General features: G+C 74.1%; 16 protein-coding genes and 1 tRNA gene. 1 reads left to right on the top strand and 16 read right to left on the bottom strand.

Going from position 1 to position 16,113, the window contains the following annotated elements:
- Nucleotides 1-23: 23 nt before the first annotated feature.
- From AC02VZ_RS11125 to AC02VZ_RS11060, 14 genes are all read right to left on the bottom strand, one after another.
- Nucleotides 24-1,298: a YcaO-like family protein gene (locus AC02VZ_RS11125; RefSeq protein WP_476475255.1), complete on the bottom strand. Its 1,275-nt coding sequence runs from the start codon at nt 1,296-1,298 to the stop codon at nt 24-26.
- On the bottom strand, nt 1,298-3,823 hold the full coding sequence (lanKC, locus tag AC02VZ_RS11120) for a class III lanthionine synthetase LanKC (RefSeq protein WP_476475254.1): 2,526 nt from the start codon (nt 3,821-3,823) through the stop codon (nt 1,298-1,300). Before lanKC ends, AC02VZ_RS11125 begins: the two co-directional genes overlap by 1 nt.
- A 68-nt stretch (nt 3,824-3,891) precedes the next feature.
- A complete protein-coding gene (mpaP, locus tag AC02VZ_RS11115) occupies nt 3,892-5,532 on the bottom strand; it encodes a daptide biosynthesis intramembrane metalloprotease (protein WP_476475253.1) in 1,641 nt (546 codons plus the stop codon).
- 165 nt (nt 5,533-5,697) lie between these two features.
- Nucleotides 5,698-5,862 carry a daptide-type RiPP gene (locus AC02VZ_RS11110; RefSeq protein ID WP_203591786.1) on the bottom strand — a complete coding sequence of 55 codons (165 nt, stop codon included), beginning with the start codon at nt 5,860-5,862 and terminating at the stop codon, nt 5,698-5,700.
- Nucleotides 5,863-5,964: 102 nt separating this feature from the next.
- Nucleotides 5,965-6,129 (bottom strand): daptide-type RiPP, encoded by a 165-nt coding sequence (locus tag AC02VZ_RS11105; protein WP_203591786.1) that lies wholly within the window; start codon nt 6,127-6,129, stop codon nt 5,965-5,967.
- A gap of 102 nt (nt 6,130-6,231) precedes the next feature.
- Entirely contained in the window at nt 6,232-6,390 is a 159-nt protein-coding gene (locus AC02VZ_RS11100; RefSeq protein ID WP_432058208.1) for a daptide-type RiPP, read from the bottom strand.
- 82 nt (nt 6,391-6,472) lie between these two features.
- Nucleotides 6,473-6,631: a daptide-type RiPP gene (locus tag AC02VZ_RS11095; RefSeq protein WP_432058208.1), complete on the bottom strand. Its 159-nt coding sequence runs from the start codon at nt 6,629-6,631 to the stop codon at nt 6,473-6,475.
- A complete protein-coding gene (mpaC, locus tag AC02VZ_RS11090; protein ID WP_476475252.1) occupies nt 6,628-8,022 on the bottom strand; it encodes a daptide-type RiPP biosynthesis dehydogenase in 1,395 nt (464 codons plus the stop codon). Before mpaC ends, AC02VZ_RS11095 begins: the two co-directional genes overlap by 4 nt.
- A 189-nt stretch (nt 8,023-8,211) precedes the next feature.
- Nucleotides 8,212-8,361, bottom strand: coding sequence for a daptide-type RiPP (locus AC02VZ_RS11085; protein WP_432058206.1), 150 nt, complete (start codon nt 8,359-8,361; stop codon nt 8,212-8,214).
- Between the two features lie 57 nt (nt 8,362-8,418).
- Entirely contained in the window at nt 8,419-9,690 is a 1,272-nt protein-coding gene (mpaD, locus tag AC02VZ_RS11080; RefSeq protein WP_432058205.1) for a daptide-type RiPP biosynthesis aminotransferase, read from the bottom strand.
- A complete protein-coding gene (gene mpaM, locus AC02VZ_RS11075; protein WP_476475251.1) occupies nt 9,687-10,496 on the bottom strand; it encodes a daptide-type RiPP biosynthesis methyltransferase in 810 nt (269 codons plus the stop codon). The genes mpaD and mpaM overlap by 4 nt, the downstream gene beginning before the upstream one ends.
- Nucleotides 10,493-11,539: a daptide biosynthesis RiPP recognition protein gene (mpaB, locus tag AC02VZ_RS11070; protein WP_432058203.1), complete on the bottom strand. Its 1,047-nt coding sequence runs from the start codon at nt 11,537-11,539 to the stop codon at nt 10,493-10,495. Before mpaB ends, mpaM begins: the two co-directional genes overlap by 4 nt.
- A gap of 121 nt (nt 11,540-11,660) precedes the next feature.
- Nucleotides 11,661-12,623, bottom strand: a complete 963-nt coding sequence (locus AC02VZ_RS11065; RefSeq protein WP_476475250.1) for an LLM class flavin-dependent oxidoreductase — start codon at nt 12,621-12,623, stop codon at nt 11,661-11,663.
- Nucleotides 12,624-12,982: 359 nt separating this feature from the next.
- Entirely contained in the window at nt 12,983-13,348 is a 366-nt protein-coding gene (locus tag AC02VZ_RS11060) for a hypothetical protein (protein WP_476475249.1), read from the bottom strand.
- Nucleotides 13,349-13,595: 247 nt separating this feature from the next.
- Between AC02VZ_RS11060 and AC02VZ_RS11055 the strand changes: the two genes are divergently transcribed.
- Nucleotides 13,596-14,570 (top strand): TrmB family transcriptional regulator, encoded by a 975-nt coding sequence (locus AC02VZ_RS11055; RefSeq protein WP_432058200.1) that lies wholly within the window; start codon nt 13,596-13,598, stop codon nt 14,568-14,570.
- A 457-nt stretch (nt 14,571-15,027) separates the two neighbouring features.
- Here the strand turns inward: AC02VZ_RS11055 and AC02VZ_RS11050 are convergent, their stop codons facing one another.
- Both AC02VZ_RS11050 and AC02VZ_RS11045 read right to left on the bottom strand, forming a co-directional pair.
- Entirely contained in the window at nt 15,028-15,432 is a 405-nt protein-coding gene (locus AC02VZ_RS11050) for a pyridoxamine 5'-phosphate oxidase family protein (protein WP_432058199.1), read from the bottom strand.
- A 276-nt stretch (nt 15,433-15,708) separates the two neighbouring features.
- Nucleotides 15,709-15,795, bottom strand: a tRNA-Leu gene (locus AC02VZ_RS11045).
- Between the last annotated feature and the right edge of the window lie 318 nt (nt 15,796-16,113).

The following is a 16,113-nucleotide window of genomic DNA, read 5'->3' as shown; positions in this document are numbered from 1 at the left end:
GCGGGCCCGGGCGGGCCGCCTGGTCAGGGCAGGGGGTGGGGGGCCGCGGCCCGGTGGTCGGTGAGGCGCGCCGGGCAGCCGGTGCGCTCGGGCGCGGAGGCCAGCCGGGAGCGGTTCCAGCTCCACGCGTGGGTCTCGTCCATCCGCAGGTGCTGGTAGCCGGCCGGGACGACCTTCACCGCGTGCCAGCCCATCGCGGCCACGGTGTCCGGCAGCCGGGGCGTGAGGTCGACGACGTGCGGGTCGGCGCCGTCGGCGAGCAGCGCGGCGGTGATCGCCCCGGTGGTCACCGCCGACGACCGCAGGGGCGCCGTGGCGGGCACGAAGCCGTCGGCCCAGTCCCGCACGGCGCGGCGGGCCCGCGCGGTGAGCATGTAGCGGATCCGGTCGTGCTCGGTGACCAGCGGGTCCGGCACGTCGGCGACCGGGCCGTCCAGCAGGGTGGTCTCCAGGGCCGCCCGGACCTGCCAGGCCTCCTGGAGGGCGCCGAGCAGGGCGTCGTGGGCCCGGTCCGACGCCTTCATGCCCACGGTCACCAGGGCGCCGGGACGCTCCGGTTCGAGCAGGCAGGCCACCACGCACGACAGGCCGTCGACGGCGGTGGGGATGTGGGCGAACACCGTCCGCACTCCCTCGTCGACCGCGCGCCGCCACAGGGTGCCGAGCGCCTCGCCGGTGGGCCGGTCCGGCGTTCCCGCGACGGCCGCGAACGGGTCCGTCCAGCAGGGCAGCCGCAGTTGGCGCCCCCAGGCCGTGGTGAACGCGTCCCGTTCGACGATCTCGACCAGGGCGGACCGCAGGGCCATGTCGGCGGTGCCGCCGGAGGCCGCCCCGGACGGCCCCGGATCGAACAGGGCGCCCGGCGCGGTGGCCGGCCAGTCGACGAGCGGGGCCGGGACAAGGACGGTGGCCGTGTCGCTCAGCCGCGTCGCCGGGTACCAGTCGAGCTCGGCCCGGGCCGCGTCCGGGTGGGCCAGGGCGTTGCGGGCGTCGTGGGCGGCGAGCGCCGGGCGGCCCAGTGCGGCGGCGGTGCCGCGGACCGTGCCCAGCCGGCCGTCGGGGTGCAACGCCCGGCGTTCGACGGCCTCACCGGCGCCGCGCAGCAGCGCGTCGGCGCGGGAGTGCCCGTTGGCGCCCGCGACCAGCGCGGACAGCGGGACCTCGGCCGGGTCCGCGCCGGCCACGGGGGCCAGCGCGACGGCGCTGCTCCACAGCGGGTTGCCGCCCCGCGGCGGCACCAGCGAGTAGCGGGTGGCGATGCCGGCGGACGGGGAAAGGGTGCGCGGTACGTCGATCATCAGGCCGCCTCCACGTAGGCGGGGACCGGGGCGCCGCCCAGGAAGGGAAGGGCGGTGGTGCCGTCGTCGTCCAGCGCGGCCAGGGCCAGCAGGACACCGGCCGAGCCGGTCGCCAGGTCGGTGGAGAGCCGGTAGCCGTGGTCGCCCAGGAAGTCCACCCGGCCGGGCTCGGCCGCCATGGCCTCCCAGCCGAGCGCGTCGAGGTGGGTACGGGCCAGGGCCGGGTCGCGGTCCTCGCCGGTCAGCGCGAACAGGGCGCCCGCGCGGCCGGTGAACAGGCCGCAGGATATGGCGAAGTGGGTGTGCACGGTCTCCAGCAGCCGGGCCCGGGCCGCGGCCAGGCGGGGGCTCGGGCGGTGGCGCTGGAACGCCCGGATCACCAGGGCGAGTCCGGCGCTGCCGATCAGTCCGGGCCCGAGCCGCAGCCGGCTGTCCTCCTGGTCCAGGTCGATGGTCTCCAGGTCGGCCAGCAGCTCCGCCTCGGCGGCGTCCAGGTGACGCACGTCGCCGGTGCGCTCGAACAGCCGCAGCAGGAACAGCGCGTGGCCGGTGCGCCCGTGGACCAGGCCGACCCGCTTGGGGCCCGCCGGGGCGCTCTCGGGGCCGCCCAGCCGGCCGGCGAGGGTGCGGGCCATGTCCAGGTACCCGTTGTCGCCGCGTCGCTCCGCGAGGTGCAGGGCGACGAGACCGAGGCCCGACCAGCCGTTGCACAGGGAGTCGCTGACGTTGGCCACCGGGGTGGCGAAGGCGCGGCGCATCACCGCGTCCGCCTCGTCGCGGCGGCCGAGGTGGTCGAGGGTGTACGCGAGTCCGGCCAGCCCGGTGTAGAAGCCGGGGCCGTCGGTCTCGGCGTCCCGGGCGTGGTCGGCGAGCCACTGCACGTGCTCGGCCGGCGGCCGGTGACCGGTCCGGGACAGGGCCCACAGCACGCCCGCGGCGCCGTACGCGAAGGTCGTGCCGCCGTCCGGGATGAGGAACTGCATGGCGTCACCCGGGTAGAGGCGGTCGTCGCGCTCCGGCGAGGCCGCCTCGACGATGGACCGGGCGATCGCCTCGCGCAGCGCGGGCCCGGGAGTCGCCGGCCAGTCCGCCCGGAAGTCGCGGTCGCCGGTGAGGACCTCGGGGCCGAGTCCGTCGGCGATGGCCCGGGTCAGCGACTCGGGCAGGTCGAAGTGGGCGGTGGCCGCGTCGAGGAGGGTGCGCACCTTGGCCACTCCCCACGGCACCACCTGCGGCAGCGGCATGAACATCGTCAGCCGCAGCACGTTCAGGGCGAACAGGTCGACCGCGGGGCCGGTGAGGTGGTGCGGGGCGTGGAAGCCGAGGGCGCCCATCGCCTGCTGGTAGCCGGCCTCGACCGGGGTGCAGGTCTCCATGTCGATGAACGCGACGGTGTTGTCGGCCTTCACCATGATGTTGCCCGGGTGCAGGTCGCCGAAGACCACGCCCCGGCCGTGCATGTCGGCGACGCCGCGGGCGACCTGGTCGAGGATGTCGAGCGCCCAGGCGGTGTAGGAGGCGCGGACCTCGGGCGAGTCCTGGCCGGAGGTGAAGGGGTGGCGGCGGCGCAGCACGTCGATCAGTGCCTCGCCCTCGACGAACTCGCGGGCCAGGAAGCGGTGCTCGTGTCCGTCGCGGTAGTCGACCAGCGCGGGCACGGTGGGCAGCCCGGCCAGCGTGGTGAGCGCCCAGTGCTCGCGTTCCATGCGGGTGATCGCGTCGGCCCCGCTGGCGTCCAGGCCGGCCAGCGGGCGGGCCTCCTTCAGCAGCACCTCGGCGCCGGTCCGGTGGTCGACGGCGCGGTAGACGCCGCCGCCGTTGGAGAAGTGCAGGGCCTTGTAGACGCGGAACGGGAAGTTCTTCAGGGTGCCTTCCTTGCGCCGGGCGTGGGCCTCGGCGAGGAACGGCGGCAGGGTGACCCACTCCGGCGGGCGGAACGCGGGGCGGCGCACGTCGGGCACCATCTCGCCCTGGGGGTTGCGGATGCCGGGGACCAGGGCGCCGTTCTCGGCGCGGGCCATCTTCAGCACGAAGCCGCCGTAGCGCACGAACAGCGGGCCCTCGTTCCAGCGCAGGTCGCTCAGGATGTACGGGGCGGGGGTGCCGCCGACGAGTTCGTCCAGCTCGCGCAGGGTGCGTTCGAGGATCTCCTCGGTGGGCGGGTAGATGGTGATGAACTTGCCGCTGGCGCTGCGGTCGCCGTACTTGCTGCCGCGCCGGCCGAGGATCTCCCGGTTGGAGATGTACTTGTACATCAGCCCGTGCTCGACGCAGTACGGGACGACCCGGTCGAGGAGTTCGGCGGCGTTGTCCGGCGAGGCCGACACGTGGATCTTCCAGCCCTGGTCGGGGACGTCGAGATCCGGTGGCGTGCAGAACGTCCATTCTCTGCCGCGGGTCACCGTCCAGCCGGTCCCGGGGACGCGGCCCGCGTGGAAGTCCTGGTCCGTGGCCCCGTCGTGATCGGGCGCGTCGTAGAAGAGGGAGTCCTCGCGGCAGAAGTCGAGGAAGCGGAAGTCGAGCACGAGACGTCTCCTGACCGTGGGTTCGGTGGGTGGGCGGCGGTGGCCGCGCGGAAGGGGCGGGGTGTGGATCAGGACGGGAGGAAGGGGCTGATGTAGGTGCGGTAGCCGACCTCCCACAGGGGCAGCCGGCCGGTGTCCACCCGGGCCGCCCCGGTGGGCTCGTCCGGTGCCCCGTCCGGGTCGAGCCGGTAGCGGGTGACCGGCATCGTCAGGGCGCCGCCCAGGTCGAGGGGGAAGAAGGAGTCCAGAGGTGCCTCGACCGTCCCCGCCGGGGCGTCGCCGACGGTCGCGGTGCCGGTGGTGGGGTTCAGCACGGGGCCGTTGGTGGTGAGCGTGACCTTCTGTCCGGGCGCGATGCGGTCGGTGTCGGCTCCGTCGAGCAGGACGAGGTCCACGCCGCCCCCGGGCCGGCTGACGTAGGCCGCCGAGACGGTGTGCGGGACGGGCAGGAGCATCAGGGCCCCCGCGGCGGCGGCCACAGCGGTGGAGACCAGGGCGATCCGGGGCCGTCGGGCACCGGAGGCGCGGACCTCCGCCGCCAGCCGGCGCACCCCGCGGCCCAGGAAGTACAGCCCGTAGGAGACCCCGCAGGCCGCCAGGCAGATGCCGATGACGCCTCCCCGGCGCAGCAGGTCGATCCAGAGCTGGAGCGCGGTCGACAGCAGGTAGAGCGGGAAGACCATGCAGGCCAGCCCGTAGGCGGTGGTCCAGCGGTGCTTCAGTTCGCGCTCGTAGGTACCGCCGAACAGCAGCCGGGCGATGAGGCGGCGGGCGTCGGTGATGGCCCGGTCGCGCAGGTACGGGACGTCCACGTGGCTCATCAGCGCGATGTAGCCGTCCAGCTTGATGAAGGGCAGCAGGTTCAGCAGGCCGGTGATGTAGCTGCCGAGGGCGAAGAACACCAGGGCGGTCTTGGCCCCGGAGTCGGCCATCGGCCAGGCGGCGAGTGCCGCGGCACCGGCGAGGAAGGTCTGGACGGCGGGCCCGGCGAGGGCGACGTGGACCCGCTGGCGGCGCTGCGGCAGACGCCAGGCGTCGGAGACGTCGCAGAAGAACGCCGGCATCAGGTAGAAGAGCATGATCCCGATCCGGGACGGCTTGCCGCCGTAGCGGATGAGGGTGGCGGCGTGGCCCAGTTCGTGGATCGAGGTGCCGATGACGAGTCCGGCGAGGATGCCGAGGTAGGTGAGCGGTGACAGCGGGCCCGACAGCGACGTCGTGACGTAGGCGCTCTGGACGGCGAGTGCGAGCAGGCCGGTCAGGGCGATCAGCAGGGCGGTACCGACGAGGTACCGGTTGCCCAGGCGGGCGAAGAGCGGCTGGAGGGACTGCATCGTCCGGCCCGGACGCAGCAGCGTGAACTGGAACGTGAACGGCGGGACCATCTTGAAGCGGCCCTCGCGGCGGGGGGCCCGCATCTCGCCGTTGTCGATCAACTGGAGGTCGTCCAGGCGCCGGACGGCGAAGCCGACCATCTCGGCGTTCCAGGTGCCGCCCATCAGACGGGCCAGTTCCCCGTGGTCGCGCCGGCCGTCGAAGTGCCCGGCGAGCGCGGCGACATCGGGGCTGACGCGGATGTAGCGCGGGCCACGCTGCAGCACCCACGTGCCGCCGTCGCCCATGGGCGGGTGGATCTCGGTGCCCGGTGCGCGGTTCGGCCGCTGCGTGTGCGCGGCGGACGCAGCGGGTGACGCGGTGGTGGCGCTCACGATGGTGTCCTTACGCGGTGGGGTTCGGTCGGTGGGTGGGGCGCCTCCCGCCTCGGCCCAGCTCATTCCTTTGCCGGAAGCAGGGCCGAGGCAGGATCTGCGGTGGTGCCGAAGACCTAGTGAGGGCTACTCACCGGGGGTCGCGTCCCTCGTCGCGGGCCGCGATCAGGTGAGGGCGATCGAGGTGGCGACGGCCGAGGAGACCGTGGCCCCGATGGAGACACCGGTCCAGAAACCGGGCGCCTCCAGCGCCTCCAGCTCCTGCATCTCCAGCTCCACGTTCTCGGCGGTGGCAGCGGCGACCGGCGCGTCGTTCTTGATCTCAGCCATGACGAATTCCTCTCGTATGGACCGGTGAGCCCTTCTCACCGGAAGCGGATGTTTCACGTGAAACACCCAGCGGATCGGACAGTTGGGGTCGTACGCGGTGGATCAGGTGAGGGCGATCGAGGTGGCGACGGCCGAGGAGACCGTGGCCCCGATGGAGACACCGGTCCAGAAACCGGGCGCCTCCAGCGCCTCCAGCTCCTGCATCTCCAGCTCCACGTTCTCGGCGGTGGCAGCGGCGACCGGCGCGTCGTTCTTGATCTCAGCCATGACGAATTCCTCTCGTGTGAGCCGGTGAGCCCTTCTCACCGGAAGCGGATGTTTCACGTGAAACACCCAGCGGATCGGACAGTTGGGGTCGTACGCGGTGGGTCAGGTGAGGCTCCAGGCGACGGAGACCAGCGAGATGCCGACGCTGACGCCCGCGGAGGTCGCCCAGCCCGGGGCCTCCAGCGTCTCCAGCTCCTGCATCTCCAGCTCGGAGACGGCCAGGTCCTGCAGCTCGGTCTCGACGATGGTGTGGTCGCTCATGACGTACTCCCTCGGATCGTTGACGGTCGGGTGAGGTTCTGGCGGTGCACTGCCGTTCCGCACAGGCGCGGCCGGCGGTGGGTCAGGTGAGGCTCCAGGCGACGGAGACCAGCGAGATGCCGACGCTGACGCCCGCGGAGGTCGCCCAGCCCGGGGCCTCCAGCGTCTCCAGCTCCTGCATCTCCAGCTCGGAGACGGCCAGGTCCTGCAGCTCGGTCTCGACGATGGTGTGGTCGCTCATGACGTACTCCTTCTGTCGGGTCCCGGCGGATCCGGGACGGTTCGGTGGATCCCCCACGGGCGGCCGGCCTGCGGCCGGGCTCCGTGGTGGTCGTGTGAGCCCCGGGCGGCGGGGGATCCGCCCGAGGCCGGCTCGGTGGCCTCGCCGAGGAGCGCGCGCACATCCGCGGCGCTCAACTCGTCGAGGATGGGAAGGCCGGCGCCCCAGCCGCGCATGATGCGCGTGGTGGCGTGGGCCAGTTGGCCCGGATCGGCGTGCACGGACCGGTCGACGCGCCAGTCGCTCATCAGCCGCAGCAGCCCGTCGGCGGGGTCGTCGGGCAACGCGGGGGCCGCCGCGCGCAGCACCCTCCACAGCCGGGTGATCCGGGCGGGGCTGCCCAGCCGGGTGTCCCCGTCGAGGGTGTGCCGCCACAGCACCGGCCACAGGGCGGCGACCGTGCGCATCTTGGCGAGGTCCAGGGTGGTGGACAGTTCGTTGGCCATCGCCCAGCACTTCACGGCGTAGGGGCTGCGGCCGATGTTGATCCGTCCGATCTGGCTCTCGCCGCTGGACTCGGCGATCCGCAGGCGCAGTTCCGCCGGCACCGGCAGGTTCCGGTCCCGCAGGGCGGCGACCTCGTAGCCGGCGGTGACGATCCTGCGGGCGAGCGCCTCCACGGCGGCGTCCTGCTCGGGCAGTTCGGTGGCGTCCCCGGTGTACGGGCTGACCGTGCGGAACAGCGCCTCCAGGACGCCGTCGGCGATGAGGGCGGGCGGCAGGGTGTCCGTGGCCTCCGGTGCCCACAGGGCGGCCACGGGCCGCAGGCAGGAGCCGGTGGCGAGGAACTTGCCGCCGTCGCGGGAGAAGCAGGCGACCGTGCCCAGTTCGCTGCCCGTGCCCAGGGTGGTGGGCACCGCCAGGACCCGGACGTGCGGTCCGAGGGCCGGCGGCAGGACCAGGAAGCCGCTGCGCTGCGGGGCGGTGAGGTAGCGGTGGAAGTGGGGGTGACGGGCGGACAGCGCGGCCAGTTTGGCGAAGTCCAGGGTGGTGCCGCCCCCGACGGCGACGACGATCCCGTCGGGGTCGAGCCCGGCCGCCGCCTCGGCGACGTCGTCGAGCCCGGTGGTGCCGTCCAGGACGGTCAGGCGCGGTGTACGGTCGGCGGCCCGCACCTGGGCCAGCACCCGGGTGGTCACGGGCTGTCCGGCGACCGCGGGGTCCGCGATGACGGTGACGGTCGGTGCGCCGTCCCGGCGCAGCCAGTCGGCCAGCCGGCCGATGCCGCGCAGCGGCGGTGCCGGCGGGATGAACTCGGGCCGGACGGCCCCCTTACGGACCTTCGCCGGCCGCCGGGTGCCGTGCCGGTCGCCGCCGGAAGCGGCGGTGTCGGTCCTCACAGCGGTAGTCACAGCGGGCTCCTGACCACGTCGTCGCGTGCTCTGTGTCGGGTTCGTCGGATCGGATACGGTGGGGGACCTGCCTCGGCCCAGCTCATTCCTTTGCCGGAAGCGGGGCCGGGGCAGGACCCGTGGCCGGTCTTCGTCCCCCGGGTCGCCGGGGGCGGTCGAGGCCGTGGGATCGCTCGGCTCGTGCGGCGGTCAGGTCGCGACCACGACCGAGACGCTGACGGCGGTCCCGATCGAGACGCCGGTCCAGAAGCCCGGTGATTCCAGGGCCTCGAGTTCCTGCATCTCCAGCTCGGTGACGTCGGTCGGGAAGTCCTCGTTCTGCGGCGTCTGCTCGTTCATGGCGGTCGTTCCTCCGGTCGGGCGGGGCGGGCGGTGTGGGCGTGCGGGGTGGCGGGTTCAGCGGCGGCCGGCGGGCCGCGCGGTGGGCAGCAGGGCGTCGAGTCCTGCCTCGACGCAGGTCATGAGTTCGTCGACCTCGGCATCGCTGTACGTCAGGGAGGGCACGAGCTGGATGCCCGCGGGCCCGGGGTGGACGATGGCTCCGGCCCTGCGGACCGCGCCCACCAGGTGGGCGACTCCGGGGGGTGACAGGCGGTGCCCGCCGGGCCCCCCGACCTGCAGGGTGCGGAAGCAGCCCCGTCCGGTCGCACCGGTGACCAGCGGATGCCGTTCGACCAGGTCGTCGAGGGCGGCGTCCAGCCGTGCGGCCACCCGGCGGCCGGCGACGACCGCGTCCAGGCGGTGCATCTCCGCGACGGCCGCGCTGATGGCCGCGCAGGGCACGGAACTGCCGCCCTGGGTCTCGGCGTGGGTGAGGATCGCGTCGTGGCCGGTGAAGGCGTCGGCGATCTCGTGCGAGAAGACGACGGCCGAGGCGGGAACGGTGCCGTTGGTCAGCCCCTTGGAGGACAGCAGCACGTCCGGCTGGCCCGGCCAGGTCTGCGAGGCGAAGAAGGTGCCGGTGCGTCCGAAGCCGGTGGCGACCTCGTCGGCGACCAGGAGGTATCCGCTCTCGTCACGCAGCCGCACCAGCTCCGCCAGGTAGGCGTCGGTCAGCGGCACGGTCCCGGTGCCGAGCACCGGTTCCACCACCACGGCCGCGATCTGCCGGCCGCTGCGGGCGATGAGGGTGCGCAGCTCGTCGATGTCGTTGGGCGTGATGTGCCGGATGAGGCGCTGGTCGACGCCGTAGGCGCGCTGCCCCAGGTCCTCACCGGTGAGGGCGAAGCCGCCGAAGGTCAGCCCGTGGAAGCTGCCCCTCAGGGCGACCACGAGGTTCCGCTCGGGCCGGCCGCGCAGCGCGTGGTAGTGGCGCACCAGCTTCATCGCGGCGTCGTTGGCCACACCGCCGCCGGAGGAGAACAGCACCCGGGCGTAGTGCTCGGTGCCGCACACCGTCAGCAGGTCGTCGGCGGCCTTGCGGGCGTAGGTGTTCTCGAACCGGAAGGAGTGCAGGTAGGACCCGTTGGCGGCGGCCTTGGCCACCGCGGCGGCGATGGCTTCGTTGCCGTAGCCGAGGTTGACGTTCCACAGGCCGCTGTCGGCGTCGAGGACCTCGCTGCCGTCGGCGAAAGTGATGCGGTGCCCGCGGGCGCTCACCGCGCACTGGCTGTCGTTGCCGTGGGTGCTCGGGGCGATCAGGTAGGGCCACAGGGCGTGGGTGCTCATCGGGCGGCCACCGCCTTCAGCAGCGACACCCGGTGCCGGTCGCCGGGCCCGCTCAAGGGCCGGCGCCCGGCGACGGTGAGGCCCGCCGCGGCCAGTTCGTCCTCGATGGCGGCGATGCTCATCGTGCCGACCTCGTCCACGCACACCGTGACCGGGCCGTCGGCGGGCTCGGACGGGGCGATGGTGACGTAGCGGTGGTCGGAACCGGCCGGCCAGTACTCGTAGAGGTCGTAGACCGTGCCGCTCGCACCGGTGACCCGGGCGTGCACCTCGGTCGGCACCTCGTCGTCGGCGCGCTCCATGACCGAGAGCAGGAATTGTCCGCCGGGCGCCAGGTGCGCGGCCACCGACCGGTAGAGGCCGGCCCGGCCCGTGACGTCGAGCAGCGAGAGGGAGGTGGTGCCGAGGACGATGTGGGCGAACTCCCGGCGCAGGTCGAAGTCGGCCATGTCGCCCCGGACCACCGTGCACCGCTCGCGCACCGCCCGGGGGGCGCGGGCCAGCCGGGCCCGCAGCAGCCGGAGCATGTCCTCGGACAGGTCCAGCGCGGTGACCTCGCGCCCGGTGGCCAGCAGCGGGAGGGTGAACCGGCCCGCGCCCGCGGCCAGATCGAGCACCGGGCCGTCACCGGCGGCGCGCACGGCGCCGACGATGTCCCGGATCTCGAAGCCGTCGGCGGCGGCGAGGTCGTCGTAGAGGGGAGCGCCACGGTCGTCGTAGAGGCCGCAGAGCCGGGCGCGGTCGCCGAGTCCGGCGATCCGGGCGCCGCCGAGGCCGGGCGGGCGGGTCAGGGTGAAGGCGGTCATCGGGCACCTGCCGGGGTACGGGTGTCCAGGGCGAGGCCGCGCTCGGCGAAGAACGCGCGGACCCGGTCGAGGACGTGGTCGGGGACGAAGGAGGAGGCGGCGGGGCCGGCGGCGAGCAGGCATTCCACGGCGCCCGCGAAGGAGCGGTCGACGGCGAACACCCGCCCGCCGGCCACGACATACGCCTGGTCGGTGTTCCACAGGACCAGCGGGAGCGCCGGGTCCAGCAGGTCGTCCTCGGCGCCGGAGGCCGCGAGGCCCTCGGTGAGCCGGTGGCCGAACCCGGAGACGCTCAGCCCGCCGATGTCCTGGGCGGTCATCGCCCGCAGGGCCTTGACGGCGGTGAGGTAGCGGCCGAGGAAGGGGCGCACCTGGAGTGCCGCGGTCCGCGCCTCCTCCGGCACCGCGGCGGCCAGACTCACCGCGCAGGGAGCCTCGCTGGCCGCGTTGGTGTGCTCGTAGCGGGTCAGCAGGGTCGTCAGGTCGTCGCCGACCGTGCCCAGCGGCGAACCGGTGGGCGACAGGGAGATCCGTCCCCCGGCGTCGACGTACAGCCGCAGGGCGGGCCCGTCGGCGTCCGGCGCCCCGCCGAGGGCGGCGGTGTCGGCGAGCAGGACGGCCGGCGTGATCAGGTACTCGGGGAAGACGCCTTCGGTGAACGCCCGGTCGGCGTCGGCGAGGAAGGCGGAGAAGTCCGCGGGGCCGAAGATCCGCAGGACGGTCGGACCGAGCACCGACATGAAGGCGCTGGAGGCGTAGTCCTGGGTCTGGAGGAAGAAGTCCTCGCCGAGGGCGAAGTCCTCACCGGGCTCGCTCAGCGAGCCGCCGTACGGCACCACGCCGTCCCGGGGCTCCCCGGATCCCGGCGTGAAGACGAGGGTGCCGGGGCCGGCCAGTCCACTGGCGCGCACCGCGTCGAGGTGGCGGGCGTCGGCCAGGACGACGGTGGCGGGTGCGTCCCCCGGGGCGCCGGCCGGCCGTCGGCCGCCCGAACCCCAGGACATGATGTGCTCCTTCGCGCGTCTGCGCGTCTGTGTGTCCATGACGGTCTGGTCCTTCGTTGCCTGAGGGCTGGTGACTGGTGGCTGATGGCTCGTGCCTGGTGGCAGGGCCGGACGCGGCCGGCGACGGGCCCGGCGTCCGGCGGGGCCCGCAGGAGCGGCCCTAGACGGCGCCGCGGAGGATCTCCGTCAGGTCGCCGATCGCCTCCTGGGCGCCGAACATCTTGTGGACGCCGGTGGTGTTGAGGACGATCTCGTCCACACCGGCCTGGCGGTACTCGTCGAGCCGTTTGACGACGGTGTCCGGATCACCGGTCACGACGGCGCCCACGTCGACGGCTCCCCGGGCGACGGCGTGCACGTCCCCGCCCCCGGTGTCGACCCCGGCCCGCCCGAGCATGTCCAGGTAGTGCGGAGCCTGGAAGTGGGCGAAGTTCGAGGCCAGGGCGAGCCGTTCGGGCGCGGTGCCCTCGCGTTCCAGGCCGACGGGCACCATGGCCACGATGCGGGGCCGCTCGGTGCGGCCGGCCCGCGCCATGCCCTCCTCGACCGCGGGCACGATGACCTCACGCAGGTAGGACGGCGGCGTCAGCCAGGTGATCACCGCGTCGGCGATCTCGCCGGCCAGCCGGGCCATGCCCGGCCTCAGGACCCCCAGCCCCACGTCCACCCGGGGCGCGGCGGCCGGCGCCAGCTGTCCCCGGAACGTGACGGCCGGGCCGTCCGTCTCCACCACCTCGCCGTCGAGCAGTCCGCGCACGGCCGTCAGGTACCGGCGGGCGACGGCCAGGGGCTTGTCGTACGGCGCCCCCAGCAGGTTCTGCTGGAAGGCCGGCGCACCGGGCCCGAACCCCGCGATCACCGGGTGGCCGGTGGCCAGGGCGACCGAACGGGCCTGGTTGGCGGCCTCGAAGGGGTGCCGCAGCGGCATCAGCGTGACCCCGAATCCCACCGGGACGCGGAATCCCGCGCCGGCGGCCCCCACGAAGGTCTGGTGCGGCTCGAGGATCATCGACTGCCCCTGCCACAGGCGCACGGCGGGCGTCCAGTTCACCAGGCCCGCGAACGGCAGCGTCTGTTCAAGCCGACGCGGCACGAACGGGATCAGAACCGAATAATCCGTCATGACGACACATATCTCTCTCGTGAGGCACGGGGCGGCCGGCCGTCGCGCGGTGCGCGGGCACGACGGCGGGGCGAACGGACGGGACGTACGAGCGGAGCGGAGTACGGGCGGAGCCGAGTGCGGGCCGAGCGGGATGCGGGCCTCGCCGGTGCTTGCCGGCACAGGGCCGGGGGCGGCGTCCGGGCCGGCTGACGGCCGACCGTGTCGGGTGCCGGAGGTGCTGTCGGCCCGGCAGTACCGGAGGTGCTGTCGGCCCGGCGCCGAGGCCGCGTGCGATCACTCAGGACCGCGGGCCGTGCGCGCCGACGCCCGATGGGCGGGGCTCTACGGCGGGAGCACCCGGCCGGTGTGCCGGCCGGTCAGCGACCGGGGTTGGGCGCGACGGGCGGGACGCCCCAGTCGTGGTTGTCCGGGACGGTCGGCTGCGGCACGCCCCAGTCGTGGTTGCCCGGCAGGTCCTTCACCGGCGGCACACCCCAGTCATGGTTCAGCAGGCCGTCGACCACGGTCCCTGCCAGGCCGGCCGCCACCCCCACGGCCTCCACCCGGAGGCCGGCGGAGCCGGCCGGGGCCTGCGCGGTCGCCCCGGAGGCGGGTCCGTTCTCGGCGGCCTGGGCGATCCCCTGGCCCGCCAGCGTCAGCAGTCCCCCGGCCAGCAGGGTGGCGGCGGCACGGGCGCCGACGCGAACAAGACCGTTCCTGGTTCCGGCAACAGAGCGCTTCACGATCTCCCCCAGTATCGAGTGGTTCGTTCCCTTGCGGTGTTTCCTCCTGGCGAGAACAACTCTGCCGTTCGGCCACCCCTCGAACGAGGGGGTTCGCGTGCAACTTGCTGCGTCCTCCGCGTGCCGTTTGCTGCACGAACCGCCCCCGGGGCCGGATCAGCGGCGTTCGACGCATGGCGCCGCCGGTGCTACCCGGGGTATTTCTTGAGGAAAGATCGGCACAGTTCGTGCACACAGGGGGGAATTCGTGGCGCAACCACGTCTGGACTTCTTGGGCGTCGCCAGAGATGAGGAAGCGCTCTACCGCCGGCTCCTGCGCCAGGGCGTCGGTGACGAACCGGACGAGGTCGCCGCCGAGACCCACACGGAGACGGCCGACCGGCTCCTCGCCCTCGGCCTGGCCACCCGCACCCACACCGGTGCCCTGCGCCCCGTGGCCCCGGCCCGGGCCGTGGAGCACCTGATCGACCACCGGCTGGACGCCCTGCAGGCCGAGCTGGAACAGACCGCGCGCGGCAACGGCATCGTGGAGTCCCTCCAGCGGGAACGGGAGACCGCCCCGGCCCCGCGCCCGCCGGAGGAGGCCCCGACCGTCCAGCAGATCGAGGGCCTCGAAGCCGTCCGGGCCGTCATCGACGAACTCACCTTCTTCGCCCGCACCGAGAGCCTCACCACCAACCCGACGGGCATCATCAGCCCCGAGTCGGCGGACTTCTCCCGCCCGATCGACCTGCGCATCCTGCGCCGGGGCGTGCGCATGCGCACCTTGATGGCCGCGCCCGCCCTGGACGACCTCGACACCCTGTCCTATCTGCGCGAACTCGCCGCCAAGGGCGCGGAGATACGCATCTCCCACGCCCCGCTGGAACGCATGATCATCTGCGACCGCTCGGCGGCCCTCACCCCGCTCGACCCCTCGGACACCGCCAAGGGGGCCCTGCTCACGCGCGAACCGGGCCTGGTGGCCACCCTGGTCACCCTCTTCGACCGGATGTGGGCCATGGCCCAGGAACTGCCCACCCCCGACGACGAACCGCCCACCGAGATCGAACGCCGGATCCTCAAGACCCTCTACAGCGCCGACAAGGACGAGAGCGGAGCCCGCGACCTGGGCATCTCCGTGCGGACGTACCGCAAGCACGTGGCCAGCCTGATGACCCGCCTGCACGCCACCAACCGCTTCCAGGCCGCGCTGCTGGCCCGCGAACGCGGCTGGTTCTGACCGGGGGCCACCGGGAACGGCACGGTCCGCGCGGCCGAGGCCCGCTGACGCCCGGTCGCACCCCGGCCCTTCCGGGGTGGGCCGGGGCCCACCCCGCCCGGAACTCACCACCGGGTCCCCGTCCCGGGCACCGCTCCGACAGCACCCGGAGCCGCCGGCGGCCCCGCCCCCGGCCGGGCCTCGCCGGAGCGCCCTCGCCCGCCGTCCCCTCGGTCACACCGGTCTCTCAGGCACCACCGAACAGCGGGAGAGCGGGACAGCGGGGCCACCGGTCGGTACAGCCCCGATCAGCAGAGCCGCAGAGCACAGCCGCCGCTCCGCGGAGTCGATCGGCGCGACCGGAGGCCGAGGGCACCGAGCACCACGGCCGTAGGGCACGCCAGGCGTCACCCCTGCCCGGCGTCCAGGGCACGCCCCGGCGTCAGGCCCGCCCCGCCCATGCGGGCACGCCCCGGCGTCAGGCCCGCCCCATCGCCCGCTCCACGCTGATCTCGATGGCGACGCGCTCCGGGTTGGGAGCCGGCATGCGGTCGTACCGCTCGGCGTAGCGCGCGACCGCGTCGGCGACCACCTCCGGCTCGGTGCGCACCCGGGCCACGCCTTCCAGCGTCGACCAGCGCCCCGCGTCCACCTGGCACACCGCGACCCGGGCCCCACCGGGCCCGGCCGCCGCCACATGGGCCGCCTTCCTGCTCGTGCGCCGGGTGATGATCCGGGCGAGCCGGTGCTCCGGGTCGTACGTCACCCCGACGGGGACGACGTGCGGGCTGCCGTCGGGCCGGATGGTGGTGAGGGTGGGGAAGTGCCGCTCCTGCCAGAACGCGAGGAACTCCGGGCCGGGATCACTCAGGTCGATAGCCATTCCGGGAGGCTAGCCGGTCCCGGACCGGTCGCCCCGACGACGGCCCGCCGCCCCCACCACGCCGACGACGGCCCGCCGTCCGCGGAAGGGACGTCGACCCGCACGGGGCGAGATACCGCGGGGCGCGTCCGCCCTGCCAGCGGGCCCCGTCCGCCCGTGACATTGCTCACGTGGACCGCCGTCCTCGGCCCCCGCCCCCGGACCGTCCCGGCAACGCGAAACGGGCCCCGGCCGGGACTTCCATCTCCGGCCGAGACCCGTCTCAACGGTTTCTCGTGGTGCGCGAGGGGGGAGTTGAACCCCCACGCCCTTGCGGGCACTGGAACCTGAATCCAGCGCGTCTGCCTATTCCGCCACCCGCGCATTGGGTGTTGCCTTCCGGCCCTCCGCCCTCCCGTAGGGGGTGCGGCGCCTTCCGACACGAGAACATTAGCACGCTGGCCGGGGTGGATTCACATCCCTTTTCGCTGCCCCGGCGCCGATCCCCGCTGAGCAGCGCCACCGCGTACCGACGCGACCGGTCAGCAGCGCCACCGCGTCCAGGACCCCCCTCACGGGATCCCCGGAAGGCACCCGTCCGCTCCGCGCCGCCCGCCGGACGTCCCTGCCCACCGGCCGCACACCGGCCGCACACCGGTCGCGCACCGGCCGGACCCCGGCCACGGACCGGCCACGACCCCG

This window comes from Streptomyces sp. 3-6, from assembly GCF_056323165.1.
The sequence above is the reverse complement of the archived record's forward strand: the minus strand, read 5'-3'. Positions and strand labels throughout refer to the sequence as shown.